The following is a 26,569-nucleotide window of genomic DNA, read 5'->3' as shown; positions in this document are numbered from 1 at the left end:
GCGTAGCACCTTATTCTTATTTTTTCTCTTTTTGAAAAGTATTCAGCGAAATGAAAAGGCAGAGAAACGTCAATTTGTTGTTGATGTTGGTATTACTTGTGGCTGTGGGTCAGATGGCACAAACCATTTATATCCCTGCCATTGCCGATATGGCACGCGAGCTTAACGTTCGCGAAGGGGCCGTGCAAAGCGTGATGGCAGCTTATCTGCTGACCTATGGCGTATCGCAACTGTTTTATGGCCCGCTGTCCGACCGCGTCGGACGCCGCCCGGTGATCCTCGTCGGGATGTCGATTTTTATGCTTGCCACGCTGGTCGCGATTACGACTCACAGCCTGACGGTGCTGATCGCCGCCAGTGCGTTGCAGGGAATGGGGACCGGCGTCGGCGGGGTAATGGCTCGAACCTTACCGCGCGATCTGTACGAAGGCACACAGCTGCGCCACGCCAACAGCATGTTGAATATGGGCATCCTGGTCAGTCCGCTGCTGGCTCCTCTGATTGGCGGGCTACTGGATACGATGTGGAACTGGCGCGCCTGTTACGTTTTCCTGCTCGTGCTCTGTGCGGGCGTCACTTTCAGCATGGCGCGCTGGATGCCGGAAACGCGTCCTACTGGCGCGCCGCGCACGCGGCTGATTGCCAGCTATAAAACCTTGTTTGGTCACAGCGCGTTTAACTGCTATCTGCTGATGCTGATTGGCGGACTGGCAGGGATCGCGGTGTTCGAAGCGTGCTCCGGCGTGCTGATGGGCGCAGTGTTAGGGCTGAGCAGTATGGTGGTGAGCATCCTGTTTATCCTGCCGATTCCGGCGGCGTTTTTCGGCGCATGGTTTGCCGGTCGCCCGAATAAGCGCTTCTCCACGCTAATGTGGCAGTCGGTGGTGAGTTGTCTGCTGGCCGGGCTGATGATGTGGATCCCCGGTTGGTTTGGCGTGATGAATGTCTGGACGCTGCTGATCCCCGCCGCGCTGTTCTTCTTCGGTGCCGGGATGCTGTTCCCGCTGGCAACCAGCGGCGCAATGGAGCCGTTCCCGTTCCTCGCCGGTACAGCAGGTGCGCTGGTAGGCGGCCTGCAAAACATTGGCTCCGGCGTACTGGCGTGGCTTTCCGCGATGCTGCCACAAACCGGACAGGGCAGCCTCGGCCTGCTGATGACGCTTATGGGGCTGCTGATTTTACTGTGCTGGCTACCGCTGGCGGCGCGTTTTTCACACCAGGGACAGGCGATTTAATGACCGTGTGGCCGGGCGTTTCGCAGTCCGGCGCAATCATCGCCAGTAACAGCGGTTCGAGCGCGGGCCGCCATGCCCCCTCTTCCCCGTCGTAAAATTGCGTATCGGCGTTGATCGCATAGGGAATTTTCGCTTTCTTCAACTCGCAGGCCATAAACGTGGCAAAGGCCAGCTGTGAAGAGGACGGGGGATTCTTACTGGTTTCTCCCGTGGCCCAACCGCCAACCCAGCTGACATGCCCGCTTTTTTGTTGCCAGTGCACCGCGCTAGCGATGCGCGCGCGAATCGCCGCTTTCTCTGTCGCCGTCCCCGACGTCCAGGGGTATTTACCGTTATTTTTCACCGGTCCCCACGGGAAGATATGCCATTCCGCCAGGACATAGTTCTGGCTTTGCGGCGGCAGGCGTAGATTCGGCAGCTCTTCCGGCGCGGCGCGCAGACGCGGCGCGACAAAAATCATCCTTTGCGGATCAATAGCATGGATAGTGCGAATGGTCTTTTCGTACACCCGGTTCAGGGAGGCCAGATTATGATTCAGCTTACCGGCCGGTTCGTAAATCAGATCAAACCCCAGCAGCGGCGCGCGGTGAGCGAAATAGTGCGCTACTGCGACCCACCAGTTGGTCACCTCTTTTTCGTTGCTCACACTGGGATCATTTTTATACTCGTCGGCCTGGTAGGCGATAACCGGAATAACGCCATACTGCTCGCAGGCTTCTACAAGCTTGCGCAGATGAATAAGCCGCGCCTCGGTGGGTTCTCCCGCCACCCGAATGCGTACATGGGTAATCCCTTTCGCGTGGAAGTCCCGCACCACCAGCGGGTCAAACTCCCGGATACCCTGTTCCGTGCGTGCCCAGTCGACGTCCATCCCCACACCGAGCTGCTGCGCATAATGTGTTGCCGTCAGCGGCGGTTGCGCTGCCCCCAGGGCGAAACTGACCAACACGAAGAGCGAGACGAGCGGTTTAATCACGATGACCCTCAGTAATGTTGCAAGCGCTATCTCGTATTTAGCACGCTTTTTTAGTTATCGCGTAGCAGTTTCGCTTTGGGTAAACGGCTTCGCCTGCTCACGCAGCCAGGTGATAAAGGCATCAATTTTCGGCCATTGTCTGCCGGGTAACGTCGTCATGTAGTAATGCTGATGACAGGTCAACGCCATCTCACCAAACGGGGCGACCAGCTCACCGCTTTCGAGCCGCTTCTGTACCAGCCGTTTACGCCCCATCGCCACGCCGATATGGTTCATGGCGGCAATCACCGCTAAATCAGAACGATCGAAGCCAATTCCTGACGATGTCGGCAAATTCACTGAAAAATGTTGTGCCCAACTATGCCATTCATCGGTTCCTGAATCATTGCTCCAGGCCTGACGGTCATGCAGCAGCGTGCAGTGCGGCAAATTCACCAGCGAGCCCATTAAATCAAAACGCCGGGCATAATCCGGGCTACAAACGGGGAGAATCGCTTCATCCATTAAAAAGTGATGTTCCAGTTGGGCAGATGGCGCATCGTCAAAGTAGAGTGCCAGATCGACCCCGGCGCGCTGCAGGTTTACGTTGTCGTTGCCGGTTAAGATCGTGAGCGAGATTGATGGATAGCGGCGGGTAAAATCACCCAGCGCAGGCACCAGCCAGCACTGCGCGATAGACGGGCGAGAATAGACGGTCAACGTCCCGGAGAGTTCCTGATTTTTGATATCGAGGATCTCCTGGTTCAGCGTATCCAGCGACGATTTCAGCGCCCAGAACACCCGCTTACCTTCATGGGTAAGTTCCACTTTGCGGTGCGAACGGACGAAAAGCTGGATCCCCAACTCCTCTTCCAGTTGGTTAATGCGGTGGCTGATAGCGCTGGGACTCAGCGACAGTTCGTCTGCGGCCATCGCAAACGACTGATGTCGCGCGGCCACTTCAAACGTGTACAGTTTCGATAATTGCCAGCCATTGAGGAGATGGTTTCTGACTTCGCGAAGGGGTTCCATTTATACCTCGGTGACTTCAGCTTCAGTCCGGCGAAGTGTAAAAAAAATCGCAGAAAAAATCAGCATAAAGATGAATGAGGGTGAACCATATCGCAAAATTGCGCGAATATTCGATGTAAATCACCTCTTTGATTCAATCTGATTCATGTGAGTGAGGATTTATATCGTTTGTCAGCCCACGCCGAATTTTTGTCCAATAGGGACAGGTTAATCACAGGGCAAGGTGAGATATGCACTCTCAAATCTGGGTTGTGAGCACGCTGCTAATTAGCATTGTGTTAATTGTATTGACCATCGTGAAATTCAAATTCCACCCGTTCCTGGCACTGCTGCTCGCCAGTTTCTTTGTGGGAACCATGATGGGCATGGGGCCGCTGGATATGGTCAACGCCATTGAGAGCGGGATTGGGGGTACGCTGGGCTTTCTCGCCGCCGTCATCGGTCTGGGTACGATTCTCGGCAAAATGATGGAGGTTTCCGGCGCAGCAGAACGCATCGGCTTAACGCTCCAGCGCTGTCGCTGGCTCTCTGCTGACGTCATTATGGTGCTGGTGGGGCTGATTTGCGGGATCACGCTGTTCGTTGAAGTTGGCGTGGTACTGTTAATTCCGCTGGCGTTCTCCATTGCGAAAAAAACCAACACCTCGCTGCTGAAACTGGCAATCCCGCTGTGTACCGCGCTAATGGCCGTTCACTGCGTCGTACCACCGCACCCGGCAGCGCTGTTTGTCGCCAATAAACTGGGCGCGGATATTGGTTCAGTGATCGTCTACGGCCTGTTGGTTGGCCTGATGGCGTCGCTGATCGGCGGCCCGCTGTTCCTGAAATTTCTCGGCAATCGCCTGCCGTTCAAACCGGTTCCCGCTGAGTTTGCAGACCTCAAGGTACGCGAAGAAAGCACGCTGCCGTCGCTGGGCGCAACGCTGTTTACCGTCCTGCTACCGATTGGTTTAATGCTGGTGAAAACCGTTGCTGAACTGAACATGACCAAAGGCAGCACGCTGTACACCCTGCTGGAATTTATCGGTAACCCGATCACCGCGATGTTTATTGCCGTCTTCGTGGCGTATTACATCCTCGGTCTGCGCCAGCATATCGGTATGAGCACCCTGCTCACCCATACCGAAAACGGTTTTGGTTCTATCGCCAATATTCTGCTGATTATCGGGGCGGGCGGGGCGTTCAACGCCATCCTCAAGAGCAGCGGTCTGGCAGATACGCTGGCGGTGATCCTTTCCAATATGGATATGCACCCGATTCTGCTGGCCTGGCTGGTGGGGCTGATTCTGCACGCGGCAGTCGGTTCAGCCACCGTTGCGATGATGGGCGCCACGGCGATTGTCGCGCCGATGCTGCCGCTTTATCCCAACGTCAGTCCGGAGATTATCGCCATTGCCATCGGTTCCGGTGCCATTGGCTGCACGATCGTCACCGACTCCCTCTTCTGGCTGGTTAAGCAATATTGCGGCGCCACCCTGAATGAGACGTTCAAATACTATACGACCGCGACATTCATCGCCTCGGTCATTGCACTGGCTTGCACATTCCTGCTTTCCTTTATCATCTAAGCGCAAAGAGACGTCCTATGGAAAACATACAAAAACTCATCGCCCAGTATCCTTTGGTGGAGGATCTGGTGGCTTTGCGAGAAACGACCTGGTTCAATCCCGGAACGACCTCTCTGGCGGAAGGTTTACCCTATGTAGGGCTGTCGGAACAAGACGTTAAGGGTGCCCACGCCCGTCTGGCGCGCTTTGCGCCGTATCTGGCCAAAGCCTTCCCGGAAACCGCTGCGAGCGGGGGAATTATTGAATCTGAGGTTGTTGCCATTCCGGCCATGCAGCAGCGTCTGGAAAAACAGTACGGCCAAAAAATCAGTGGCGAAATCCTGCTGAAAAAAGATAGCCATCTGCCCATTTCCGGCTCGATCAAAGCGCGCGGCGGCATTTATGAAGTGCTGACGCACGCCGAAAAACTGGCGCGGGAAGCCGGGATGCTGACCCCAGAAGAGGATTACAGCGTTCTGCTTTCTCCGGAGTTCAAAGCCTTCTTTAGCCAGTACAGCATCGCGGTGGGGTCAACCGGCAACCTGGGGCTTTCTATCGGCATTATGAGCGCCCGCATTGGCTTTAACGTCACAGTGCATATGTCTGCGGATGCCCGGGCGTGGAAGAAAGCCAAACTGCGCAGCCACGGCGTCATGGTTGTTGAATATGAAGAAGATTATGGCGTGGCGGTTGAACAGGGCCGTAAAGCGGCGGAGTCCGATCCGAACTGCTTCTTTATCGACGATGAAAACTCCCGCACGTTGTTTTTAGGCTATGCCGTTGCGGGGCAGCGTCTGAAAGCGCAATTCGAACAGCAAGGCCGCGTGGTGGATGCCGATCACCCATTATTTGTTTACCTGCCGTGCGGCGTGGGCGGTGGCCCCGGCGGGGTGGCGTTTGGTCTGAAACTGGCATTTGGCGATAATGTACACTGCTTCTTTGCTGAACCGACGCATTCCCCTTGCATGCTGCTGGGTGTGTATACCGGTCTGCATGATGCGATCTCCGTGCAGGAAATCGGTATCGATAACCTGACGGCGGCAGATGGCCTGGCGGTAGGGCGGGCATCGGGCTTTGTCGGCAGAGCGATGGAACGCCTGCTCGATGGGTTATATACCCTCAGCGATCAGTCCATGTATGACATGCTGGGCTGGCTGGCACAGGAAGAGAACATCCGTCTGGAACCGTCAGCGCTGGCGGGAATGGCGGGACCTCAGCGTGTTTGTGCATCCACTGACTATCAGCAAATGCAGGGGATTAGCGCTGAGCAGCTCAATAATGCAACGCACCTGGTCTGGGCGACGGGCGGCGGCATGGTACCAGAAGCAGAAATGGCGCAATACCTGGCGAAAGGGCGTTAACGCCCGGCACGCAGCATCGCCATCAGCTCTGCCGGTGAGCGATGCTGCCTGATCAGATCACGCATCACGCGCATGTGCGGCGCGCTATGACGGATAAAGTCGCTGTATCCGGCGCACAGCATGCTTTTCCCGCTCTCATCCCGATGTTTAGGGCAATCACCATGACAAAAGCGCAGCAGCGAACAGGCCTGACATGCTGCGCTTAACGTGGTTCTTTTCAGCTCCCCAAAAGCTTTCGCCTGCGGACTGGCATTGAGCGCCTTCAGCGGCGTGTGATGAATGTTGCCCAGCCGGTACTGCGGATAAACATAATGATCGCACTGATACAAATCACCATTGGCTTCCAGCGCGAAAGCGTGACCACAGTCCTGACTTAGCGCGCACATCTGCGACGGATAGCCGCACCACACGCCCAGCGTCGAGTCAAAGAGCTGAATATACACACGGCCAATATCTTCCCGTACCCAGATATTAAATACCGATTTAAGAAACTGCCCCCATGCCTGTGATTCGACCGATTCCTCCGTCAGCCTGCCGTGCTCATCCAGCTCAACAAGCGGAATAAACTGTAAAAAAGGCGTCCCTAGCTGGCGAAGATAGTGATACATCCGCTCCGGCTGGTTGCTGTTGAGGCGATTCACCACCACCAGCAGGTTGAACTCCACGCGGTATTCGACCAGTTTTTGCAGCGCAGTCATCACTTTTTGATGGGTTGGATTGCCGCGACGGCTGACCCGAAAGGCATCATGCAAATCAGCAGGACCGTCCAGTGAGAGTCCCACCAGCCAGTTATTGTCGTGCAGAAAGCGACACCATGCATCATTGAGCAAAATGCCGTTGGTCTGAAAAGCGTTCTGGATCTGCTTTCCCGCGCCGAACTGCTTTTGCAACGCCACCACACGATGAAAAAAATCCAGACCGCAGAGCGTCGGTTCTCCTCCCTGCCAGGCAAACAGAACATCTGGCCCTGGCTGTGCGGCAATATGCTGCTGAATAAACGTCGATAACGTGATGTCATCCATCACCGGGTGGGCGGGTTTATCAATGTAAAAGCAGTAACGACAATCCAGGTTACAACGTGAACTGGCCGGCTTGGCCATGACCTGACATCCTGTCATGCTAAATTCCCGAGAAATACGATAAGTTGGCGAACGTGCGTTACAGCAAACAGTATTGCGAGAGATAACACCGCGAGGGAGATCATAAATTTGTCACGAACCGCGCGTGACTGGACAAAATCAATATGCGAGACATCCATCAGATTACGCTTGCGCGTATAGCGCCAGAGGATCACAACCACGATAGCCAGCACCGCGATAGAGACCCAGAACAAGAATCCCGCCTGATGCCAGTGATGTTTTATCGCCAGCGCCATCAGCGCACCGTAGCCCAGCAGCGTGCGAAACCATGCCAGCGATGTGCGCTCCGGCTGCAGTCCCGGATCGGACAGGCGACGGGCCTTACGGCTATCCGGCATACAGCACCAGCGCCATGACCACAATCGCCACAATGGTCAATATCAGACTGATGATCAGCAGGCTTCGGGTATAGGGCAAATCCTCTTTCAGCCGCATCGCCTTTTCATTGCGCAGCCAGCGCAGATAACCGTAAATCGCCAGACCGCCAGCGAACAAACAGAGCAGCAGCGCCAACAGCTCGCGGATCACCGGCGTGGCGAAGTCCGGCGCCAGTTGGTCAAGCCCAACGCCGGCGGCCAGGAAACCCAGCGCGGTGCGGATCCACGCCAGAAAGGTACGCTCGTTTGCCAGTGAGAAGCGGTAATCCGGGGCTTCTCCGAGGCGGGAAATCTTCATTTAACCCCCTACTGAATGCGTAAAAGTGCGTATGAAATAACCGCAATATTACCTGAGCACCTGGATAAATAGCATTAATAAACTCTGTAACTCAGGTCGATGCATGTAGCGTTTGCGAAACCAGTTTCATTTCTTCCATGGTAAATCGGCACAAGCATCTGGCGATGAATACGCAGTACCGCCACCGCAAAACCCTGGCGTTATCGCACGGCTAAAATGGGGATTGTGCACCTGTTGGCTGAAAATGACGTGCTACGAGCATTTTCAACACCTGGGTGTGGAAAAACCGGACGCCACAACGGGTTAGTAAGAAAGCGTGATGTGTTGAACGATGCTGACCGGCAACCCGATGGATGCCGGTCGATATGAGCAGATCTAACTTAATCCCCAGAAAATCACCGCCAGCAGTTGAGGCGTGATAATCCGCAGGAACATCACCAACGGATACACCGTCGCATACGACAGCGCCGCCGCGCCGCTGGTGGCATGAAGGTTGTTTGCAAACGCCAGCGCCGGTGGATCGGTCATCGAACCGGCCAGCATCCCGCACAGCGTCAGGTAGTTCATTTTGGCAAAAATACGCGCCAGTAAACCGACGGTGATAAGCGGGATAGCAGTAATAAAAATACCGTAGCCCACCCAGCTCAGACCATCGCCCTGCGTCAGCGTATCGATAAAATCACCACCTGATTTCAGCCCTACCACGGCCAGGAACAGCACAATCCCCAGTTCACGCAGCGCCAGGTTCGCACTTGGCGGCATAAACCAGTACAGCTTACCAATGCTGCCGATACGCCCCAGAATCAGCGCCATAATCAGCGGTCCGCCCGCCAGCCCCAGCTTTAACGCCACCGGAAAGCCGGGAATAAAAAGCGGAATAGACCCCAGCAACACCCCCAGACCGATGCCAATAAACACCGGCAGCATCTGCACCTGCTGCAGTTTTTGCTGGGCGTTACCGACAACATTGGCAACGGCATCAATCGAGGCGGGTCGTCCCACCAGATTAAGGATGTCACCAAATTGCAGGCTGGCATCGCTGCTGGCCACCAGTTCAACGCCCGCACGGTTCAGTCGAGAAATCACCACGTCGTAACGCTCTTTAAAGTGCAAATCGCGGATGCGTTTGCCGAGCACTTTTTCGTTGGTGACCACGACGCGTTCGACGCGCAAATCGGTGCCGCGGGTGGACAGTGAGGTATCCACCTCCTGACCTATCACCAGTCGTGCGTTATGCAGATCGCCCGGCTGACCAACGAGGTGCAGCAAATCACCCAGTTGAATCACCGTTCCCGGCGACGGCACCATCAGCGTCTCTTCACGCTTCAGTCGTGAACAGATGATTTTATCGCTATTAAGGATCGGCACATCCTGAATCGCCATATTGTTGAGATTGGGGTTCTCAACGCGGATATTGATGGTCTGAATCAGCGAGTGACCGTTGGTGAGCGTCGATTCATGCTGTTGCGCTTCCGCTTCCACATTGACGCGAAATATCATGCGCATCAGCCACATGGTCAGCAAAATACCGCAAATACCAAACGGATACGCCATCGCGTAGCTCATCCCCATCTGGTCCACCAGCTCCATTGGCGTACCCAGATCGCGCAGGATTTGTTGTCCCGCCCCCAGCGCCGGAGTATTGGTGACCGCACCGGAGAAAATCCCCAGCACCACCGGCAGCGGAATAGCAAACACTTTATGCAGGATAGCGGTAACCAGTCCGCCGATGATGACGATCAGAATCGCAAACAGATTGAGACGCAGACCAGAAACCCGCAGCGAGGCGAAGAACCCTGGCCCCACCTGAATCCCAATGGTGTAGACGAACAGAATCAGGCCAAATTCCTGGATAAAGTGCAGCATATCGCCGCTCAGCGTCACCCCAGCCTGATCAACGAAGTGGCCGACGATAATGCCGCCGAACAACACGCCGCCGATGCCAAAGCCGACACCCCGCACCTTGATGTTGCCGATCCACAATCCGACAACCGCCACCAACGCCAGAACGCTGACCGTCAATGCTATATCACTCATTTTTTATTCCCTGTGAATAACATTTCAATTTACATGGATTATGACTGAACCGTTCAGGCATAGATGCAAGATGGCGCACATTCTCATGCTGCCGAAACGGTAAAGCACCCTTATGATGGGCGTTTCTTCCCCCTTTTTTCTTCATCGTAACCTGACGTTGCTGAATGCTTTCTTCTGGTAAGGGCATCATACCCTAAAACCCGGTGTTATCTTCGCGCACAAAAAAGCCCCGTCATTTCTGGCGGGGCAAAGGCAAGGAGCTAAATTAGCTATTTAATGCGGGACGTTCGCTGATGGCGATACGTTGCGGAGCAACCGCTTCCGGGACATTACGGGTCAAATCGATATGCAACAACCCGTTGGTAAATGTCGCGCCGGACACCTCCATATTTTCAGCCAGGGTAAAGCTCAGGCTGAACGACTGGGTGACCAGCCCCTGATGCAACCATTTGGTCTCTTTTTCAGGCTGCTGCGGTGTGCCTTTTACGGTCAGGCGGGTGCCTTCCAGCTGAATATCCAGGTCTTCCTGACGGAAACCGGCCAACGCAAGCGTAATGCGATAGTGGTTATCGTCACTTTTTTCAATGTTATAGGGTGGGAAGCTCTGGCTTTCACCGGTGTTTTGTAACGCGTTGGCCAGTTTGTCAAAACCGATCCATTGACGCAGCAGCGGGGATAAATCGTAGTTACGCATAATCATTCTCCTTCTAAGAAGCGAGTTTTCACTACACCCTGCAACGCAAGCGGTTTAGGGCATAGTCGTACCTGCAAATCCGTAGATTTGCATAGGCCCCCTGTCGGCGAGCCCGGGATAACAGGCCGCGCAACGCGGCCCGTCAGAATTAATTGATTTCGATACGACGCGGTTTGTTCGCTTCCGGAATCACGCGCTCAAGATCGATGTACAGCAGACCATTGACCAGATTCGCGCCGCGAACATGGATGTTCTCAGCTAACTGGAACTTACGCTCAAAGTTGCGCTCCGCGATACCCTGGTAAAGGTAGGTCCGTTCTTTTTGCTCGTCCGCATGTGCGCCTTTCACCACCAGCAGGTTGTCTTGTGCGGTAATTTCCAGCTCGCTCTCGGCGAAACCGGCAACGGCGATGGCAATGCGGTAATGGTTTTCGTCTACCAGCTCAACGTTATACGGAGGGTAGCCGCCGTTACTCTGGCTCTGATTGCTTTCCAGCAGGTTAAACAGGCGGTCAAAACCAATAGCAGAACGGTACAGCGGGGATAAATCAAAGTTACGCATAATCAATAGCTCCTGAAATCAGCGAGAAGTTAAATGACCTTCCATCATGGACAGGTCCGGTAGTCAGAACACCCATCAGGCGTGCTCTTCATTTGCCTACACCATCAAAATGGGTCTGAATACGCACATTTCAAGCCGTCCAGGCTGACTTTTTTTTGCAGTTTGCTGTCTATTGCATAGACTGGGTGGGGACAGCACTAATCGTTAAAGTGCGATAGCCGCCACAGTGCGATGTGATGAGGATGTTATTTCTGGCAAGGGATCGCTATAACTCATCATGCAAACACCGATGATCAACAGATGAATAAATCATGATAAGAAATGTGTTGTTAACGCTGATGATGTGCAGTGGGATGGTTTTACTGAGTGGTTGCTCCAGCGTAATGTCACATACCGGTGGTAAAGAGGGAACTTATCCTGGCACCCGCGCCAGCGCCACGATGATAGGTGACGATGAGACAAACTGGGGTACCAAATCGCTGGCGATACTGGATATGCCCTTTACGGCAGTAATGGACACGATCCTGTTACCGTGGGATCTGTTCCGTAAAGACAATTCAGTCAGATCGCGTGTCGAAAGAAGCGAGGAGAGAACACGGATAACCAACTCCGTGATCCCTCCGGCGAAAATGCCCGCCCCCTGATTACCGCCCGGTTTCTGTCATCCACAGTTGACGGAAACCGTCTACATCTTCCATCCACGCCACAAACTGACCATCAGGCGAGAAAACCACAGCATCCCCAGAAGGCGGAGTGCCGTGATTCTGCGTTAAAAACGTGATCTCTCCGCTGCGCGCATCACAGCAGGCAATGCGGTTATCTACCACACATCCCAGCCATTTCCCTGACGGATGCCAGTTAAACGCGGACTGAACCCCGGTAGCGTGATGGGTCAACTGGCGGGGCTCCCCGCCCTGTGGCGAAATCAACCACAGTTGCACGATACCAGCCTCATCGCGCATCAGGAACGTAATCTCCGTCGCCTGCGGATTACTGCGCACCCAATGACGCGGAACCGTTGCCAGTCCTGGGAAACGACGTGCATGGGTGAACGTCAGGCGGCGCTGTGTCACTCCGCGCGGCGGTGCGGGCAGCGTGGAATCCGTACCTTCCAGCGGGGCATCACCTGGCGTTTTCCAGCCCGCCTCCGTCTGCGGGAGTTCAACCAGAAACAGCTCCGGTACTTTCTCGCCCTTTTCAGACAATGTATCGCCGATAAACGCCAGCGCATGATTTCCCACCCAGCCCTCTTCGTAGGCGCGAGAGATCTCATCGCTGCCCGGCGTGGGTTCGGGCGTCGTCTGGCTGACCAGCACGCACCAGTGGCTGCCGCTGTATTCTCTTGGATGCTGCGCCGACACCGTCACCGGCCCATAAGGCAGTGCGACGCCCACGTTGCGTAAATCCAGCGCCAGCTCGCGTTCATGCATGACATGATCGTTGTAGGTAAAGCTGACAAACTCACCGTTCGGGCTGAAAACATGAACATGGCTGCCGCCGCGCAGTGCACCCGGCGTGTACGGTGAAGTAATATCCATCGCGTCCAGATTCGTCACTTTCCCCTGTTCGGCAATCACGCCGCGACGATGATGAAAGTCATAGTGCCACGTCGCATCCGGGTTTTCAGGTCCATGAATAAATACATATTTCTCCGCCTGCGGATGCACCGTTACCACACCGACATGCGCCCCCTGCGTCGCGCGATAAATCACCTCCTGCTCACCGGTATGGACATTCACCCGCTCAATGGTTTCGCCGGTAAAAGACGCCCCTGACGGGCGGACATCAAACACCAGCCAACGGCTGTCCGCCGTCCAGGCCCGGGTATTGGTAAGCTGATGATTACGCGGCGTAAAGGTGATTTGCTTCATGGGATACTCAGGTCAGGAACAATTTCATCAATCATACTTCACAAGGACTTCACTTTCAGGCATTAGCGTAGTGCCATCTTCATTTTTTGCGGACAAAAAGATGGAACATTTCGACGTAGCGATTATCGGTCTCGGCCCGGCCGGCGCAACGCTGGCGCGTAAATTGAGCGGTAAAATGCGCGTGCTTGCGCTGGATAAAAAACGTCACTGCGGCAATGAAGGGTTCACCAAACCCTGCGGCGGTTTACTGGCACCGGATGCACAGCGTTCATTTATTCGCGACGGCATTACGCTGCCGGTGGACGTCATCGCCAACCCGCAAATTTTCAGCGTTAAAACGGTGGATATCGACACCTCACTGACGCGCAACTACCAGCGCAGCTATATCAACATCAACCGTCATGCCTTTGATTTATGGATGAAATCGCTGATCCCGGATGAGGTACAGGTGTATCACGACAGCCTGTGTCGAAAAATCTGGCGAGAAGAGGGGAAGTGGCACGTGATTTTTCGCGCCGACGGTTGGGAGCAACAGATTACCGCCCGCTATCTGGTGGGGGCCGACGGAGCAAATTCGCTGGTGCGTCGCTATCTTTATCCGGAACATCAGATTCGCAAATATGTCGCCATCCAACAGTGGTTCGCAGAAAGTCATCCGGTCCCGTTTTATTCCTGCATTTTCGATAACGCTGTGACGGATTGTTACTCCTGGAGTATCAGCAAAGACGGCTATTTCATCTTTGGCGGCGCTTATCCCATGAAAGACGGCCTGGCGCGCTTTGACGCGCTAAAAGAGAAAATGGCTGCCTTTCAGTTCCGCTTCGGCGAGCCGATGAAAAGCGAGAAATGTACTGTACTCTTTCCGTCACGCTGGGCAGATTTCGTCTGCGGTGAAGATAACGCATTTCTGATTGGCGAGGCCGCCGGGTTCATCAGCGCCAGTTCACTGGAGGGGATTAGCTACGCCCTGGATAGCGCGGAGATCCTCAAGGCTGTTCTGCTGCTGGATGCGCCGGAGAGGAACCGCGCTTACCGGAAGGCCACCCGCCAACTGCGCGTTAAACTGTATGGCAAAATCCTGAAGAGTCGTTGTTTGACTGCGCCCGTATTGAGAAGCGCGATTATGCGAAGCGGCATCGCGCATATCCCGCTAAGCCAGGATGACCAGCCCACCACAACGTCTGGCGGGCTGGTAAAGGAGTATTAACCTACGCGTTTTACATCACCCACCAGCAGGATGTAAGAGAGCGCGCCAATCAGGGCAACGGCTGAGATATAAACCAGCGCGGGACCAAAGCCATAGTCCTGCGCAAGGTAGCCAATCACCAGCGGAACCGTAATCCCGCCCAGCCCACCAACAAAGTTAAAAACGCCACCGGTCAGGCCGATGAGGCGCATCGGCGCCAGCGAAGAGACCAGTGACCAGGTGATGGAAGCAAAGCCGTTACCGAAGAACGCCACCGCCATCAGGGTCATAATCCACACCGGATCGTTGGTGTAGTTTGCACCCATGATGCAGGTGGAGATTAACAGACCACAAATAATCGGCGTTTTACGCGCCACGCCCAGCGAAAAGCCTTTTTTCACCAGCTTATCCGCCAGCCATCCGGAAAGCAGTACGCCAAAGAACGCCGCGAGGAACGGTACGGTGGTCATAAAACCCGCCTTCAGCGCGGTAATGCCTTTTTCCTGTGTCAGGTAGTTCGGGAACCACGTCAGGAAGAACCACAGCGTCGAGGTGACGGCAAACTGGCCCAGATAAACGCCCACCAGCTTACGGTGGAACACCAGTTTCCAGTCCGCTTTGGTCAACGGCTGACGCGCCTCTTTCTTAACGGGTGCATCGCCATCCACCAGGCCGCCGCCGTCGCGAATATAGTCCAGTTCCGCTTTGGTGATACTTTTGGTCAGACGAGGCGGTTGATACACTTTAAACCAGACCAGCGACCAGATAATGCCAATCCCCCCGGTGACAATGAACACCCAGTGCCAGCTCAGCATCTCCTGGATCCAGATCAACAGCGGGGTCAGGAACGCCAGGCCGACAAACTGTCCGGAGGTATAAAAACCGACGGCGGAGGCACGTTCATGCTCAGGGAACCAACTCGTCACCATACGGTTGTTGGTAGGGAACGCCGGGGCTTCGAATATCCCGGTAATGGCGCGCAGGCCAATTAACGACATCAACCCCGTGGCGAAGCCCTGGAAGAGGGTTGCCACCGACCAGCCAAATATCGCGATAAAGTAGGTCAGACGGGAACCGACGCGGTCAAGGAACCAGCCGCCGGGGATCTGGCATAGGGTATACAACCAGGCAAAAGCCGAGAAGACATAGCCCATTTCCGCTTTCGTAATACCAAACTCTTCCTGAATATGCGCCGACGCCACCGCAAGGTTGGCGCGGTCGACATAACAGATGACCACGGTAATAAAGATCATAATCAGCGTCAGGTAACGGCGACGCCCGGTTTTTGCAGCAGTAACTGGAATATCCATCGCAATCTGTCTCCAGATTTTGGGCATAGCGAAGCCGCTCACCATGCCCGGTAATTTACAGATGGTGTAATTGTTTTTATTAAGAGAGATGTCCTAAATAATTCGTGTCGCAGGAAGGCGGCAAGATTGCAAATCCCCAGGAGCTTACATTTGTAAGTGACTGGGGTGCGCAATCGCAGCCAACGCATCTGCGGAGCGAAGTATGACGGACATCACCATTCGGCGACCGAACCATCTTCATGACGCCACAGCGGATTACGCCAGTCCGGCGCATTTTTGCTTAGCTCAATGACTTTGGCTTCATCAATATCCACGCCAAGGCCCGGCTTCATTAATGGTTTAAAGAACCCGCCTTCCATGTTGAAATCGTCTTTGTTTTTCACAAAGTCGAGCAGTTCCGCGCCCTTGTTATAGTGAATCCCCATGCTCTGTTCCTGGAACACGGCATTACGTGAAACAAAGTCGACATGCAGACACGCTGCCAGCGCAATCGGTCCCAGCGGACAGTGCGGGGCCAGCGCCACATCATAAGCTTCCGCCATTGCGGCAATTTTGTAACACTCGGTAATACCACCCGCATGTGACAGGTCCGGCTGCAAAATCGCCAGCCCGCCCGCTTCCAGCACCCGTTTAAACTCGAAGCGCGAGAACATACGTTCACCCGCCGCGATCGGAATATGGGTCTGTTCCGCCAGTTTCGGGTAGTACTCTGCCTGTTCCGCCAGAACCGGCTCTTCAATAAACAGCGGGCGATAAGGCTCCAGCTCTTTAATCAGCACTTTCGCCATCGGCGCGCTGACGCGTCCATGGAAATCCAGACCAAACTCAATTTCATTGCCAAAGGCTTCGCGGATTTGCGCCACGGTGTTGACCGCGCGATCGACCGCCCGCGAATTATCAATCACGCCCATCTCTTCGCAGCCGTTGAGCTTGAAGGTGTCAAAGCCGATATTCCGCAATTGCTTAATGCCGTCGATCACTTCCGCAGGACGATCGCCGCCAACCCAGCTGTAGGCTTTGATTTTGTCGCGTACCAGGCCGCCCATCAGTTGCCAGACCGGCGCGTTCAGCACTTTACCTTTGATATCCCACAATGCCTGGTCGATGCCAGCGATGGCGCTCATCAGTATCGGGCCGCCGCGGTAGAAACCTGCGCGATACATTACCTGCCACAGGTCATTAATGCGCGCCGGGTCCTGACCAATCAGGTAATCGCCCAGTTCATGCACCGCCGCTTCGACGGTACGGGCGCGGCCTTCAATCACCGGCTCGCCCCAACCAACAACGCCTTCGTCGGTTTCAATTTTCAGGAACATCCAACGTGGAGGTAAACGGTACGTGGTGAGTTTGGTTATTTTCATTTCACTGCCTCTCGATATGCCTTAACAAATGCTGCCGCCTGCTGCGCGGTGCGCGCTACGGACTGCCCGGCGCGATACAGATCGCTGCCCAGTCCCGCACCCACACACCCGGCTTTCATCCACTGCGCCAGGTTGTCTGGCGTTACGCCGCCCACGGCAAAGACCGGTACACTGGCGGGTAATACCGCTTTCAGCGCTTTGATGTAATCCGGTCCAAAGGCCGATGACGGGAAAATTTTCAGCGCCTGCGCGCCAGCATCCAACGCGGTAAAGGCTTCTGTGGCGGTGGCGCATCCCGGACAGACCGTCATGCCGTAACCCACCGCACGGCGAATGACCTCCGCATTGATATTTGGCGTCACAATGAGCCGACAGCCCATCTTCGCCAGGCGATCCACCTGCTCCGGTTGTAATACCGTTCCGGCACCGATCAGCGCGTTATCGCCAAACGCATCCACCACGGCCGGAATGCTCTTTTCCCACTCGGGGGAGTTAAGCGGGATCTCCACCGCGTCAAATCCGGCGTCGATCACTGCGCCAACGTGCTCAAGCGCCTCCTCGGGGGTAATGCCGCGCAAAATCGCAATAAGCGGAAGATTAGTTTGCCACTGCATGGGCGATGCTCCTTATACCTGCCTGAAATGCCGTATCGCCGGGGACCGCGGAAACGTCACGCCCCATGGCGTGGAACGCCTGCTGATAGCGTGATGTCAGCGATGCGCCTGCGACAATCGTGATGGTCTGCTCGTGCGCGATGAAATCACGCATGCTGGCGACCTCTGCGCCAATCAACAGGCCAGAGAGAAACTCACTGACCTGCTCGCGCGGGAGATTTCCCAGCACGTGCGAGGCACGAACCTCAAAAAGTTGTGGCAAAACGGCAGGGGAGTCGATCCCGCGCGCAAGCCCGGCGGCAAAGGCGTCTGAAGAGGTTTGCTGTTCCGGCAAACCAGCGCCCACCAGCGAGTGTTGCAGGAGCAAATGGTGTAGTTCACCGGTCATCACGGTACGAAAATCGTGAATTTGCTCTGCGTCAGCCTGCACCCATTTGCAGTGCGTCCCCGGCATGACATAGACAGAAGAAGGAGAAAGCGTGCGTGCGCCGAGCAGTTGTGTCTCTTCGCCGCGCATCACATTGTGGTTATCGTCGCGCGAAACACACAAGCCAGGAATAATCCAGACATTGTCGCCAACGGGCGTTAACTGCTCACCAATGGCAGCGAAAGAGGCAGGAACCGGCAGATACGGGGCAATCTTCCAGCCCACGTTGCTACCGACCATTCCGGCCATAACCACCGGTGTGGCGCTGTCGCGCCAGTTTTGTGTGACTTCTGCTAACACCGCCTCAGGGGATTTACCGTTCAGACGCGTAACGCCTGCTTCTGATTGCCTGCTTTCCAGGCATTTGTCGCCCTGGTAAAGCCAGGCGCGCAAATTGGTCGATCCCCAGTCAATTGCGATGTAGCGAGCTGTCATGTGATTTCCTTCAACCTTCGTGTCGAGCTGGCGATCATGGTCAGGGCCGCCTGCTCTGCCGCATTGCTATCCTGATGCCGTATCGCATCGAATAGCGCCTTATGTTCCTGGAGCGTTTTTGGCATGTTGGCTTCATCGCCCATCCAGGTCCGTTCAAATACCGCCCGCTGAAGCGAAGTGATTGCCACGCTCAGCTGTTGCAAAACCGGGTTATGCACTGACTGCAATACCGCTTCGTGATAGCGGATATCCGCTTCATTAAAGGCCTCCCGATCCTGATTGTTGGCGATCATGTCATTGAGCGCCGATTCAATTTCAGCCAAATCACTCGAGGTCGCGCGTTCCGCTGCCCAGCGGGCAATCGCGGGTTCCACCAGATTTCGGACCTCGCTCATCGCACTGATGAGCCGCGGGTCGTAATCGTTTTCCAGTACCCATTGCAACACGTCGGTATCGAGGTAATTCCACTGATTCCGCGATGTGACAAAGGCACCGCGATAACGCTTCATTTCAATCAGCCGCTTTGCCATTAGCGAGCGGAACACTTCGCGAATGATATTGCGTGAGGTTTCAAACTCCTCACACAGCTCCGCTTCCGCAGGGAGTGCGGCACCCGGTACGTATTTACCGCTGACAATCTGTTTGCCCAGCGTGATCACGATGCGATCGGTTTTATTGAGAGTCATGGAGAGTCCTTGTGCTCTGGATGGTCCTCTCTACTTTACCGTTATCGCTGAAATTCGCCTCATTTTTGTAGTACTAACGTGATGCTATACAGTGTTGCGATGCGCTCAATGTAGTACAACATAGATATGTTGTACTACAATTTAGATCACAAAAACGACAATCGGTAATAAAAATGTTATGAGGAGTAAACGGCGGGGATAAAAAAACCCGCGATCAACGCGGGTCATGGCAAACCATCCAGAGGGATTACTTCAGGACGTGCTGCTCAATGGCATACGCAACGCCATCGTCCAGATTTGATTTGGTGACAAAGTTGGCAATCTCTTTCACCAGGGGAATGGCGTTATCCATCGCTACCCCAAGCCCGGCATACTCGATCATCGCGATGTCATTTTCCTGATCGCCAATCGCCATAATTTCTTCCGGTTTGATGCCCAGCGCATCAGCCAGTGATTTCACACCAGTGCCTTTATTGACGCGTTTATCGAGGATTTCGAGGAAGTACGGCGCACTTTTCAGCACGTTATATTTCTCTTTCACTTCTGCCGGAATACGGGCGATGGCCTGATCGAGGATCGCGGGCTCATCAATCATCATCACTTTCAGGAACTGGGTTTGCGGATCCATCTTTTCCGCTTCGCAGAACACCAGTGGAATGGTCGCGACATAGGATTCATGTACGGTGTAATAGCTGATATCACGGTTTGCGGTATACAGCGTGGTACGGTCCAGCGCGTGGAAGTGCGAGCCGACCTCGCGGGAGAGTTTTTCCAGATAGCGGTAATCGTCATAGCTCAGCGCGGTTTGTGCGACAGTGCTACCATCGCCCGCTTTCTGCACCAGCGCACCGTTATAGGTAATGCAGTAGTCGCCGGGTTGTTCCATATGCAGCTCTTTCAGATAGCTGTGTACACCCGCATACGGACGACCGGTGGTCAGTACCACGTTTACCCCTTTTTCACGGGCTGCGGCAATCGCACGTTTAACCGCCGGTGAAATGGTGTGATCGGGTAACAGAAGGGTGCCATCCATATCGATAGCAATGAGTTTGATAGCCATGAATTCCCCGCATTCAATGAGTCCTGACTCATGCTAACGCGATTCCGCTCAAAAAACAGCAGCGAAAAGGGGGATAAGAAGGGGAATCACGATTCCCCTTTTGACGAGCAATTGTAGGCCTGATAAGCAACGCGCCATCAGGCATCACGCAGGATCTTGCCGGATGGCGGCGTAAAACCGCCTTATCCGGCCTATAGACAGGGATTAGATATCGATATTTGCCGCTTTCAGGGCGTTCTCTTCGATAAACGCACGACGTGGTTCTACGGCGTCGCCCATCAGCGTGGTGAACAACTGGTCAGCAGCAATCGCATCCTTCACGGTAACGCGTAACATGCGACGGCTTTCCGGATCCATGGTGGTTTCCCACAGCTGATCCGGGTTCATCTCGCCCAGACCTTTATAACGCTGAATAGCCAGACCACGACGTGACTCTTTCACCAGCCAGTCCAGCGCCTGTTCGAAGCTGGCAACCGGTTGACGACGTTCACCACGTTCGATGAAGGCATCTTCTTCCATCAGGCCGCGCAGTTTTTCACCCAGCGTGCAGATACGGCGGTATTCCGCCCCCGTTACAAACTCGTGATCCAGCGCGTAGTCGGTGTCCACACCGTGGGTACGCACACGCACGATCGGTTCAAACAGATTCTGTTCCGTATTGTGCTGGATATCGAACTTCCACTGGCTACCGTGCTGCTCTTTCTCATTTAGCTCGGTAATTAGCGCGTTCACCCAACGGGTCACGGTCTGCTCGTCTGAAAGATTGTCTTCAGTTAGCGTCGGCTGATACACCAGCTCTTTCAACATTGCTTTCGGGAAGCGACGCTCCATACGACCAATCATTTTCTGCGTGGCGTTGTACTCAGAAACCAGTTTTTCTAACGCTTCACCAGACAGCGCCGGTGCGCTGGCGTTGGTGTGCAGCGTTGCACCGTCCAGCGCGATGGAGATCTGGTACTGGTCCATCGCCTCATCGTCTTTAATGTACTGTTCCTGCTTGCCTTTCTTCACTTTGTACAGCGGCGGCTGGGCAATGTAGACGTGGCCACGCTCAACGATTTCTGGCATCTGACGATAGAAGAAGGTCAACAACAGCGTACGAATATGCGAGCCGTCGACGTCCGCATCGGTCATGATAATGATGCTGTGATAGCGCAGTTTGTCCGGGTTGTACTCGTCACGACCGATACCGCAACCGAGCGCGGTGATCAGCGTCGCCACTTCCTGCGAAGAGAGCATCTTGTCGAAGCGCGCTTTCTCTACGTTGAGGATCTTACCCTTCAGCGGCAGAATCGCCTGGTTCTTGCGGTTACGCCCCTGTTTTGCAGAGCCGCCCGCGGAGTCCCCTTCCACAAGGTACAGTTCGGACAGCGCCGGGTCGCGTTCCTGACAGTCCGCCAGTTTGCCAGGCAGACCCGCCAGATCCAGCGCCCCTTTACGACGCGTCATTTCACGCGCACGGCGGGCTGCTTCACGGGCACGGGCCGCATCAATAATTTTACCGACCACGATTTTGGCGTCAGACGGGTTTTCCAGCAGGTATTCGCTCAGCAGTTCGTTCATCTGCTGTTCTACCGCCGATTTCACCTCAGAGGAGACCAGTTTATCTTTGGTCTGCGAGGAGAACTTCGGATCCGGCACCTTCACGGACACCACAGCAATCAGACCTTCACGGGCATCATCACCGGTAGCGCTGACTTTCGCTTTTTTGCTGTAGCCTTCTTTGTCCATGTAGGCGTTCAGGGTACGGGTCATCGCCGCACGGAAACCTGCCAGGTGCGTACCGCCGTCACGCTGCGGAATGTTGTTAGTAAAGCAGTAGATGTTTTCCTGGAAGCCGTCGTTCCATTGCAGTGCAACTTCCACGCCGATACCGTCTTTTTCGGTGGAGAAATAGAAGATATTCGGGTGGATTGGCGTTTTGTTCTTGTTCAGATACTCAACGAACGCCCTGATGCCACCTTCATAGTGGAAATGGTCTTCTTTACCATCGCGCTTGTCTTTCAGGCGAATAGAGACGCCAGAGTTCAGGAACGACAGTTCGCGCAGACGCTTCGCCAGAATCTCGTATTCGAACTCCGTGACGTTAGTGAAGGTTTCGTGGCTCGGCCAGAAACGAACCATCGTGCCGGTTTTATCGGTATCGCCAGTGACTGCCAGCGGTGCCTGCGGAACGCCGTGCTCGTAGATCTGACGGTGGATTTTGTTATCGCGCTGGATAACCAGTTCCAGTTTCTGCGACAGGGCGTTCACCACGGAGACACCCACACCGTGCAGACCGCCGGAGACTTTATAGGAGTTATCGTCGAATTTACCGCCTGCGTGCAGAACGGTCATGATCACTTCCGCCGCCGATACGCCTTCTTCCGGGTGAATACCGGTCGGGATGCCGCGTCCATCATCCTGTACGGAGACAGAGTTGTCGGCATGGATGGTGACAATAATGTCTTTACAGTGACCCGCGAGCGCTTCGTCGATAGCGTTATCTACCACCTCGAATACCATGTGGTGCAGACCGGTGCCGTCATCCGTATCGCCGATATACATACCCGGGCGCTTACGCACCGCATCCAGTCCTTTCAGGACTTTGATACTGGAGGAGTCATAAGAATTCGACATCAACGTTTCTCGCTCATTTAAACTTGGGTTAATCCGTTATTTTACCCTTTTCCACGGTGAACATCTTCGAATTTTTGTCCGACATGTCCAGAACGTGTTCAGCGCTGATTGCGCTGACAAAGACCTGTGATTGCGTCGCTTTTAATCGACTGGCTAACAGTCCGCGACGCGCATCATCAAGCTCTGAGGCAAAATCATCTATCAGGTAGAGACACCGCCGCCCGCTTTCACGGGTGAGGAACTCCCCTTGCGCCAGACGTAAGGCGCACATTAGCAGCTTTAACTGCCCACGCGACAAGGTATCTTCTACCGGCGCACCGTCGGCGCGAATGCGGAAATCCGCTTTATGCGGGCCGTGCGCGGTGTAAGTCAACATGCGGTCGCGTTCAAAACCACGTTCCAGCACCTCGGCATAATCAGTCTCTTTCTCCCAGCCGCGCTGAAAAGAGAAGGAGAGAGAAAATTCAGGAAGAAACTGCTGGCAAGTATCCGCCATATCCTGTGCGATACCGGCGCTGTACTCCGCGCGCCAGGTGCTGATTTGTTCCGCCAGCGGGATCAGTTCTTTATCCCACGGACGCAGTTGCTCGTAACGACTCACCTGGCGCAGCGCCGCATTGCGCTGCTTGAGCAGACGCTTCAGGTTGCTCCAGGCGGTGAAGAATCCAGCTTCATTGTGAAAGCATCCCCAATCGAGGAACGCTCTTCTGTATTTGGGGCCGCCGTTGAGTAAAGTAAACCCCTCAGGGGTGATCAGTTGCATCGGCATCAACAGCGCCAGCTCCGCCACCTTGTGGCCGTCAGTGCCGTCGATACGCACTTTACTGTCACCCAGCTTATCTTTGGTTAACCCAATCGAGGTTTCCCGCTCATTTCCCTGCAATCGCCCATGAAGAACAAACGACTCCTGCTCGTGACGAATGACGCGACCAATCTGCAAACTGCGAAACGCCCGGCCGTGGCCGAGCGTATAGATGGCTTCCAGAACGCTGGTTTTACCGCTGCCGTTCGCGCCAACCAGGAAGTTAAAGCCGGGGGATAACGCGAGATCCGCATTTTCAATATTGCGGAAATCTTTGATTAAGAGTCGGGATAGCGACATATTTCAGAGCATCATCCAGGGGGCGTGAGTGTCGCAGCCAGTTCGTTTACCGCCAGTGCGCAGAAAGCGGAGCGTACACGAAGTACGTGAGCATTTCGAGCACTGCCGGAAAACGAAATGGCAAGTAAACCAGCCCCTTTCAGATTCTACAATCTCATTGGCATAACAACGTAAGCCGCACTTTGCGACGCCGCATCTTCAATTTGTACGCTCGACACGGAGTCAGTCAGCATGATGCGCACGTTTTCACACTTCAGCGCATTCAGGACATCTAATACGTAGCTGACGTTAAAGCCGATCTCCATTTCAGTCCCCGGGTAGGTGACATCCAGAATCTCTTCGGCTTCCTCCTGTTCCGGGTTGTTCGCCGTGATTTTGAGCTGATTTTCACTCACATACAGACGCACGCCGCGGAATTTCTCGTTCGACAGGATCGCCGCGCGGGCAAAAGCCTGCTTGAGGATATCGCAGCCGGCTTCCAGATGTTTATCCGGATTCTTCGGCAGTACGCGACGGTAATCCGGGAAACGGCCGTCCACCAGCTTAGACGTAAAGATAAAGTCGCCAACGTGTGCGCGGATGTTGTTGCTGCCAATCTGCACGCGCAGCGGGTTATCGCCGCCGTCGAGCATACGCATCAGTTCAATCACACCTTTACGCGGCACGATCACCGAATGGTTGGGCAGCGACTGACCAACAGGCATAGAGCAAACCGCCAGACGGTGACCATCAGTTGCCACGGTACGCAACTCTTCACCTTCGGTCTCAAACAGCATGCCGTTTAAGTAGTAACGCACGTCCTGATGAGCCATGGAGAACTGCGTGGCTTCAATCAGACGCTTCATCGTCGCCTGCGGCAGGGTGAATTCTACCTCGCTCTGCCAGTCATCCAGATTCGGGAAGTCGGCGGCAGGCAGCGTGGACAGCGAAAAACGACTGCGGCCCGAACGTACCAGCATGCGATCGCCTTCCAGCTGGACGGCGATTTCCGCCCCTTCCGGTAGGCCACGGCAGATATCAAAGAACTTCCGCGCCGGGACAGTGGTGGCGCCGGGCTCATGCGGCTGAATCAACGCAACGCGGGCCACCATTTCCATTTCAAGATCGGTACCCGTCAGCGAAAGCGCACCGTCAGCCACCTGCAGCAACAGGTTGCCAAGAATAGGCAGCGTAGGACGACCACCCAGCGGACCGCTGACCTGCTGAAGCGGCTTTAATAAATGTTCACGTTCAACGGTAAATTTCATAGCGTCACGAAGATAATGTTCTGATTAAGTTTGAGAAATCTTCTTTAATATCATGGCTTTCTTCACGCAACTGCTCAATCTTACGGCAGGCATGAAGCACCGTAGTGTGGTCGCGGCCACCAAACGCATCGCCAATTTCCGGCAAGCTGTGGTTGGTGAGCTCTTTCGCCAACGCCATGGCCATTTGACGCGGACGCGCTACCGAGCGAGAACGACGCTTGGACAGCAAATCCGCAATTTTAATTTTGTAATACTCCGCCACCGTCTTCTGAATATTGTCGATGGTGACCAGTTTTTCCTGTAACGCCAGCAGATCGCGCAGCGCTTCGCGAACGAAGTCGATGGTAATCGCCCGACCGGTAAAGTTGGCGTTGGCAATCACACGGTTCAGTGCCCCTTCCAGCTCACGCACGTTAGAGCGTAGACGCTTGGCAATAAAGAAGGCCACTTCACCCGGCAGACGAATATCATTTTCGTCGGCCTTTTTCATCAGGATCGCCACGCGCGTTTCCAGTTCTGGCGGTTCGATCGCCACCGTCAGCCCCCAGCCGAAGCGGGATTTCAGACGATCCTCAACGCCGTTGATCTCTTTTGGATAACGATCCGAAGTCAAAATGATCTGCTGATTACCTTCAAGAAGGGCGTTAAAGGTGTGGAAAAATTCTTCCTGAGATCGTTCTTTATTAGCGAAGAACTGGATGTCATCGATGAGGAGGGCATCGACGGAACGATAATAGCGTTTAAACTCTTCGATCGCGTTGTTTTGCAGGGCTTTTACCATGTCCTGGACAAAGCGTTCGGAGTGCATATACACCACTTTGGCATTAGGTTTGCGCGCCATAATGCCGTTTCCCACCGCGTGCAACAGGTGGGTTTTACCCAGACCGGTGCCGCCATAAAGGAACAGCGGGTTATAGGCGCCACCAGGATTGTCCGCCACCTGACGCGCCGCCGCGCGAGCCAACTGGTTGGATTTACCTTCAACGAAGTTATCAAACGTGTGTTTGACGTTAACGTTAGAGCGATAGGTGGGTTCTGCCGGCGCAGGCACATTGTCCCAGCCAGGACGCGCCGCGACAGGCGACGCGCGCTGCGGCTGAACCTGGTGCGCCACCTGAGCCGGAGCGGCGACGTTGTTGTTCACGGGCGCCTTCAGCGTCTGGCTGACGGGCTTCGTCCCGACCTCAAAACGCAGTTGCGGGGCATCTGCGCCGCAGAAATTATTCAGCAGCCCATTGATATTGTTAAGGTACTTGTCTCTTACCCAATCGAGCACAAAACGGTTTGGCGCATACAAAGCCAGCGTGTTATCGCTCAGTTCCGCCTGCAAAGGGCGTATCCACATACTGAATTCTGTGGCTGGTAACTCATCCTGCAATCGGGCAAGACACTGCTGCCAAAGCGAAAGTGACAC

At 54.6% G+C, this 26,569-nt stretch carries 24 protein-coding genes and 1 other annotated feature; of the genes, 5 read left to right on the top strand and 19 right to left on the bottom strand.

Going from position 1 to position 26,569, the window contains the following annotated elements; genetic code table 11:
- Positions 1-50: 50 nt before the first annotated feature.
- The gene (gene emrD, locus HVX64_RS00120; RefSeq protein ID WP_042998713.1) at positions 51-1,235 is read left to right on the top strand and encodes a multidrug efflux MFS transporter EmrD; all 1,185 of its coding nucleotides are present in this window, start codon (positions 51-53) and stop codon (positions 1,233-1,235) included.
- On the opposite strand, the gene HVX64_RS00115 is transcribed toward emrD, so the two are convergent.
- Together HVX64_RS00115 and dsdC are read right to left on the bottom strand one after the other, a co-directional pair.
- Positions 1,162-2,211, bottom strand: coding sequence for a cellulase family glycosylhydrolase (locus HVX64_RS00115; RefSeq protein WP_042998714.1), 1,050 nt, complete (start codon positions 2,209-2,211; stop codon positions 1,162-1,164). The two genes, emrD and HVX64_RS00115, sit on opposite strands and share 74 nt — an antisense overlap.
- 54 nt (positions 2,212-2,265) lie before the next feature.
- Entirely contained in the window at positions 2,266-3,222 is a 957-nt protein-coding gene (dsdC, locus tag HVX64_RS00110; RefSeq protein ID WP_042998715.1) for a DNA-binding transcriptional regulator DsdC, read from the bottom strand.
- Positions 3,223-3,452: 230 nt separating this feature from the next.
- Between dsdC and dsdX the strand changes: the two genes are divergently transcribed.
- Both dsdX and dsdA read left to right on the top strand, forming a co-directional pair.
- Positions 3,453-4,790, top strand: coding sequence for a D-serine transporter DsdX (gene dsdX, locus HVX64_RS00105; protein ID WP_181825202.1), 1,338 nt, complete (start codon positions 3,453-3,455; stop codon positions 4,788-4,790).
- A 17-nt stretch (positions 4,791-4,807) separates the two neighbouring features.
- Positions 4,808-6,130, top strand: coding sequence for a D-serine ammonia-lyase (gene dsdA / locus HVX64_RS00100; protein ID WP_044256150.1), 1,323 nt, complete (start codon positions 4,808-4,810; stop codon positions 6,128-6,130).
- On the opposite strand, the gene HVX64_RS00095 is transcribed toward dsdA, so the two are convergent.
- The 6 genes from HVX64_RS00095 to ibpA form a co-directional block, all read right to left on the bottom strand.
- On the bottom strand, positions 6,127-7,248 hold the full coding sequence (locus HVX64_RS00095) for an anaerobic sulfatase maturase (RefSeq protein ID WP_181825201.1): 1,122 nt from the start codon (positions 7,246-7,248) through the stop codon (positions 6,127-6,129). The two genes, dsdA and HVX64_RS00095, sit on opposite strands and share 4 nt — an antisense overlap.
- Positions 7,245-7,607 (bottom strand): DUF202 domain-containing protein, encoded by a 363-nt coding sequence (locus HVX64_RS00090; protein WP_042998719.1) that lies wholly within the window; start codon positions 7,605-7,607, stop codon positions 7,245-7,247. Before HVX64_RS00090 ends, HVX64_RS00095 begins: the two co-directional genes overlap by 4 nt.
- Positions 7,597-7,944, bottom strand: coding sequence for a DUF202 domain-containing protein (locus tag HVX64_RS00085; protein ID WP_042998720.1), 348 nt, complete (start codon positions 7,942-7,944; stop codon positions 7,597-7,599). Before HVX64_RS00085 ends, HVX64_RS00090 begins: the two co-directional genes overlap by 11 nt.
- A gap of 375 nt (positions 7,945-8,319) precedes the next feature.
- Positions 8,320-9,981 carry a putative transporter gene (locus HVX64_RS00080; protein ID WP_042998721.1) on the bottom strand — a complete coding sequence of 554 codons (1,662 nt, stop codon included), beginning with the start codon at positions 9,979-9,981 and terminating at the stop codon, positions 8,320-8,322.
- A 265-nt stretch (positions 9,982-10,246) separates the two neighbouring features.
- Positions 10,247-10,675, bottom strand: a complete 429-nt coding sequence (gene ibpB / locus HVX64_RS00075; protein ID WP_042998722.1) for a small heat shock chaperone IbpB — start codon at positions 10,673-10,675, stop codon at positions 10,247-10,249.
- Between the two features lie 148 nt (positions 10,676-10,823).
- A complete protein-coding gene (gene ibpA, locus HVX64_RS00070) occupies positions 10,824-11,237 on the bottom strand; it encodes a small heat shock chaperone IbpA (RefSeq protein ID WP_042998723.1) in 414 nt (137 codons plus the stop codon).
- Positions 11,231-11,305, bottom strand: a sequence feature (ROSE (Repression Of Heat Shock gene Expression) occurs in the 5'-region of heat shock genes and acts as an RNA thermometer to modulate expression.). It overlaps the preceding gene by 7 nt.
- 243 nt (positions 11,306-11,548) lie before the next feature.
- Here ibpA and HVX64_RS00065 point away from each other — a divergent pair.
- Positions 11,549-11,881: a YceK/YidQ family lipoprotein gene (locus HVX64_RS00065; protein WP_042998724.1), complete on the top strand. Its 333-nt coding sequence runs from the start codon at positions 11,549-11,551 to the stop codon at positions 11,879-11,881.
- Here the strand turns inward: HVX64_RS00065 and HVX64_RS00060 are convergent, their stop codons facing one another.
- Positions 11,882-13,108, bottom strand: coding sequence for a DUF3748 domain-containing protein (locus tag HVX64_RS00060; RefSeq protein WP_044256153.1), 1,227 nt, complete (start codon positions 13,106-13,108; stop codon positions 11,882-11,884).
- Between the two features lie 100 nt (positions 13,109-13,208).
- Between HVX64_RS00060 and cbrA the strand changes: the two genes are divergently transcribed.
- Complete coding sequence (gene cbrA, locus HVX64_RS00055) at positions 13,209-14,315, top strand: colicin M resistance lipid reductase CbrA (RefSeq protein WP_044256212.1); 1,107 nt, start codon at positions 13,209-13,211, stop codon at positions 14,313-14,315.
- On the opposite strand, the gene HVX64_RS00050 is transcribed toward cbrA, so the two are convergent.
- From HVX64_RS00050 to dnaA, 10 genes are all read right to left on the bottom strand, one after another.
- Positions 14,312-15,649, bottom strand: a complete 1,338-nt coding sequence (locus HVX64_RS00050) for an MFS transporter (protein WP_072031698.1) — start codon at positions 15,647-15,649, stop codon at positions 14,312-14,314. The genes cbrA and HVX64_RS00050 overlap by 4 nt on opposite strands.
- Positions 15,650-15,816: 167 nt before the next feature.
- Entirely contained in the window at positions 15,817-16,965 is a 1,149-nt protein-coding gene (gene dgoD / locus HVX64_RS00045; protein WP_042998727.1) for a galactonate dehydratase, read from the bottom strand.
- Positions 16,962-17,579 carry a 2-dehydro-3-deoxy-6-phosphogalactonate aldolase gene (locus tag HVX64_RS00040; protein ID WP_042998728.1) on the bottom strand — a complete coding sequence of 206 codons (618 nt, stop codon included), beginning with the start codon at positions 17,577-17,579 and terminating at the stop codon, positions 16,962-16,964. Before HVX64_RS00040 ends, dgoD begins: the two co-directional genes overlap by 4 nt.
- Entirely contained in the window at positions 17,563-18,441 is an 879-nt protein-coding gene (locus tag HVX64_RS00035; RefSeq protein WP_044256155.1) for a 2-dehydro-3-deoxygalactonokinase, read from the bottom strand. Before HVX64_RS00035 ends, HVX64_RS00040 begins: the two co-directional genes overlap by 17 nt.
- Positions 18,438-19,127: a D-galactonate utilization transcriptional regulator DgoR gene (gene dgoR / locus HVX64_RS00030; RefSeq protein ID WP_042998730.1), complete on the bottom strand. Its 690-nt coding sequence runs from the start codon at positions 19,125-19,127 to the stop codon at positions 18,438-18,440. Before dgoR ends, HVX64_RS00035 begins: the two co-directional genes overlap by 4 nt.
- A 247-nt stretch (positions 19,128-19,374) precedes the next feature.
- Positions 19,375-20,187 (bottom strand): sugar-phosphatase, encoded by an 813-nt coding sequence (gene yidA, locus HVX64_RS00025; protein ID WP_044256157.1) that lies wholly within the window; start codon positions 20,185-20,187, stop codon positions 19,375-19,377.
- A 204-nt stretch (positions 20,188-20,391) separates the two neighbouring features.
- Positions 20,392-22,806, bottom strand: coding sequence for a DNA topoisomerase (ATP-hydrolyzing) subunit B (gene gyrB / locus HVX64_RS00020; RefSeq protein WP_042998732.1), 2,415 nt, complete (start codon positions 22,804-22,806; stop codon positions 20,392-20,394).
- Between the two features lie 28 nt (positions 22,807-22,834).
- Positions 22,835-23,908 (bottom strand): DNA replication/repair protein RecF, encoded by a 1,074-nt coding sequence (gene recF / locus HVX64_RS00015; RefSeq protein ID WP_042998733.1) that lies wholly within the window; start codon positions 23,906-23,908, stop codon positions 22,835-22,837.
- Positions 23,909-24,054: 146 nt separating this feature from the next.
- A complete protein-coding gene (dnaN, locus tag HVX64_RS00010; protein WP_042998734.1) occupies positions 24,055-25,155 on the bottom strand; it encodes a DNA polymerase III subunit beta in 1,101 nt (366 codons plus the stop codon).
- A gap of 4 nt (positions 25,156-25,159) precedes the next feature.
- Positions 25,160-26,569 carry a chromosomal replication initiator protein DnaA gene (gene dnaA, locus HVX64_RS00005; RefSeq protein ID WP_042998735.1) on the bottom strand — a complete coding sequence of 470 codons (1,410 nt, stop codon included), beginning with the start codon at positions 26,567-26,569 and terminating at the stop codon, positions 25,160-25,162.

The organism is Citrobacter sp. RHB20-C16 (assembly GCF_013890155.1).
In the GTDB taxonomy this organism is placed as follows: Bacteria; Pseudomonadota; Gammaproteobacteria; order Enterobacterales; family Enterobacteriaceae; genus Citrobacter_A; species Citrobacter_A amalonaticus.
This window is presented reverse-complemented; position numbering and strand designations above follow the sequence as displayed.

What these genes read in the sequence shown, in the direction of transcription:
- emrD (WP_042998713.1), top strand. Translation starts at nt 51, where the DNA reads ATGAAAAGGCAGAGAAACGTCAATTTGTTGTTGATGTTGGTATTACTT.
- dsdC (WP_042998715.1), bottom strand. Translation starts at nt 3,222, where the DNA reads ATGGAACCCCTTCGCGAAGTCAGAAACCATCTCCTCAATGGCTGGCAA.
- dsdX (WP_181825202.1), top strand. Translation starts at nt 3,453, where the DNA reads ATGCACTCTCAAATCTGGGTTGTGAGCACGCTGCTAATTAGCATTGTG.
- dsdA (WP_044256150.1), top strand. Translation starts at nt 4,808, where the DNA reads ATGGAAAACATACAAAAACTCATCGCCCAGTATCCTTTGGTGGAGGAT.
- HVX64_RS00095 (WP_181825201.1), bottom strand. Translation starts at nt 7,248, where the DNA reads ATGACAGGATGTCAGGTCATGGCCAAGCCGGCCAGTTCACGTTGTAAC.
- HVX64_RS00090 (WP_042998719.1), bottom strand. Translation starts at nt 7,607, where the DNA reads ATGCCGGATAGCCGTAAGGCCCGTCGCCTGTCCGATCCGGGACTGCAG.
- HVX64_RS00085 (WP_042998720.1), bottom strand. Translation starts at nt 7,944, where the DNA reads ATGAAGATTTCCCGCCTCGGAGAAGCCCCGGATTACCGCTTCTCACTG.
- HVX64_RS00080 (WP_042998721.1), bottom strand. Translation starts at nt 9,981, where the DNA reads ATGAGTGATATAGCATTGACGGTCAGCGTTCTGGCGTTGGTGGCGGTT.
- ibpB (WP_042998722.1), bottom strand. Translation starts at nt 10,675, where the DNA reads ATGCGTAACTACGATTTATCCCCGCTGCTGCGTCAATGGATCGGTTTT.
- ibpA (WP_042998723.1), bottom strand. Translation starts at nt 11,237, where the DNA reads ATGCGTAACTTTGATTTATCCCCGCTGTACCGTTCTGCTATTGGTTTT.
- HVX64_RS00065 (WP_042998724.1), top strand. Translation starts at nt 11,549, where the DNA reads ATGATAAGAAATGTGTTGTTAACGCTGATGATGTGCAGTGGGATGGTT.
- HVX64_RS00060 (WP_044256153.1), bottom strand. Translation starts at nt 13,108, where the DNA reads ATGAAGCAAATCACCTTTACGCCGCGTAATCATCAGCTTACCAATACC.
- cbrA (WP_044256212.1), top strand. Translation starts at nt 13,209, where the DNA reads ATGGAACATTTCGACGTAGCGATTATCGGTCTCGGCCCGGCCGGCGCA.
- HVX64_RS00050 (WP_072031698.1), bottom strand. Translation starts at nt 15,649, where the DNA reads ATGGTGAGCGGCTTCGCTATGCCCAAAATCTGGAGACAGATTGCGATG.
- dgoD (WP_042998727.1), bottom strand. Translation starts at nt 16,965, where the DNA reads ATGAAAATAACCAAACTCACCACGTACCGTTTACCTCCACGTTGGATG.
- HVX64_RS00040 (WP_042998728.1), bottom strand. Translation starts at nt 17,579, where the DNA reads ATGCAGTGGCAAACTAATCTTCCGCTTATTGCGATTTTGCGCGGCATT.
- HVX64_RS00035 (WP_044256155.1), bottom strand. Translation starts at nt 18,441, where the DNA reads ATGACAGCTCGCTACATCGCAATTGACTGGGGATCGACCAATTTGCGC.
- dgoR (WP_042998730.1), bottom strand. Translation starts at nt 19,127, where the DNA reads ATGACTCTCAATAAAACCGATCGCATCGTGATCACGCTGGGCAAACAG.
- yidA (WP_044256157.1), bottom strand. Translation starts at nt 20,187, where the DNA reads ATGGCTATCAAACTCATTGCTATCGATATGGATGGCACCCTTCTGTTA.
- gyrB (WP_042998732.1), bottom strand. Translation starts at nt 22,806, where the DNA reads ATGTCGAATTCTTATGACTCCTCCAGTATCAAAGTCCTGAAAGGACTG.
- recF (WP_042998733.1), bottom strand. Translation starts at nt 23,908, where the DNA reads ATGTCGCTATCCCGACTCTTAATCAAAGATTTCCGCAATATTGAAAAT.
- dnaN (WP_042998734.1), bottom strand. Translation starts at nt 25,155, where the DNA reads ATGAAATTTACCGTTGAACGTGAACATTTATTAAAGCCGCTTCAGCAG.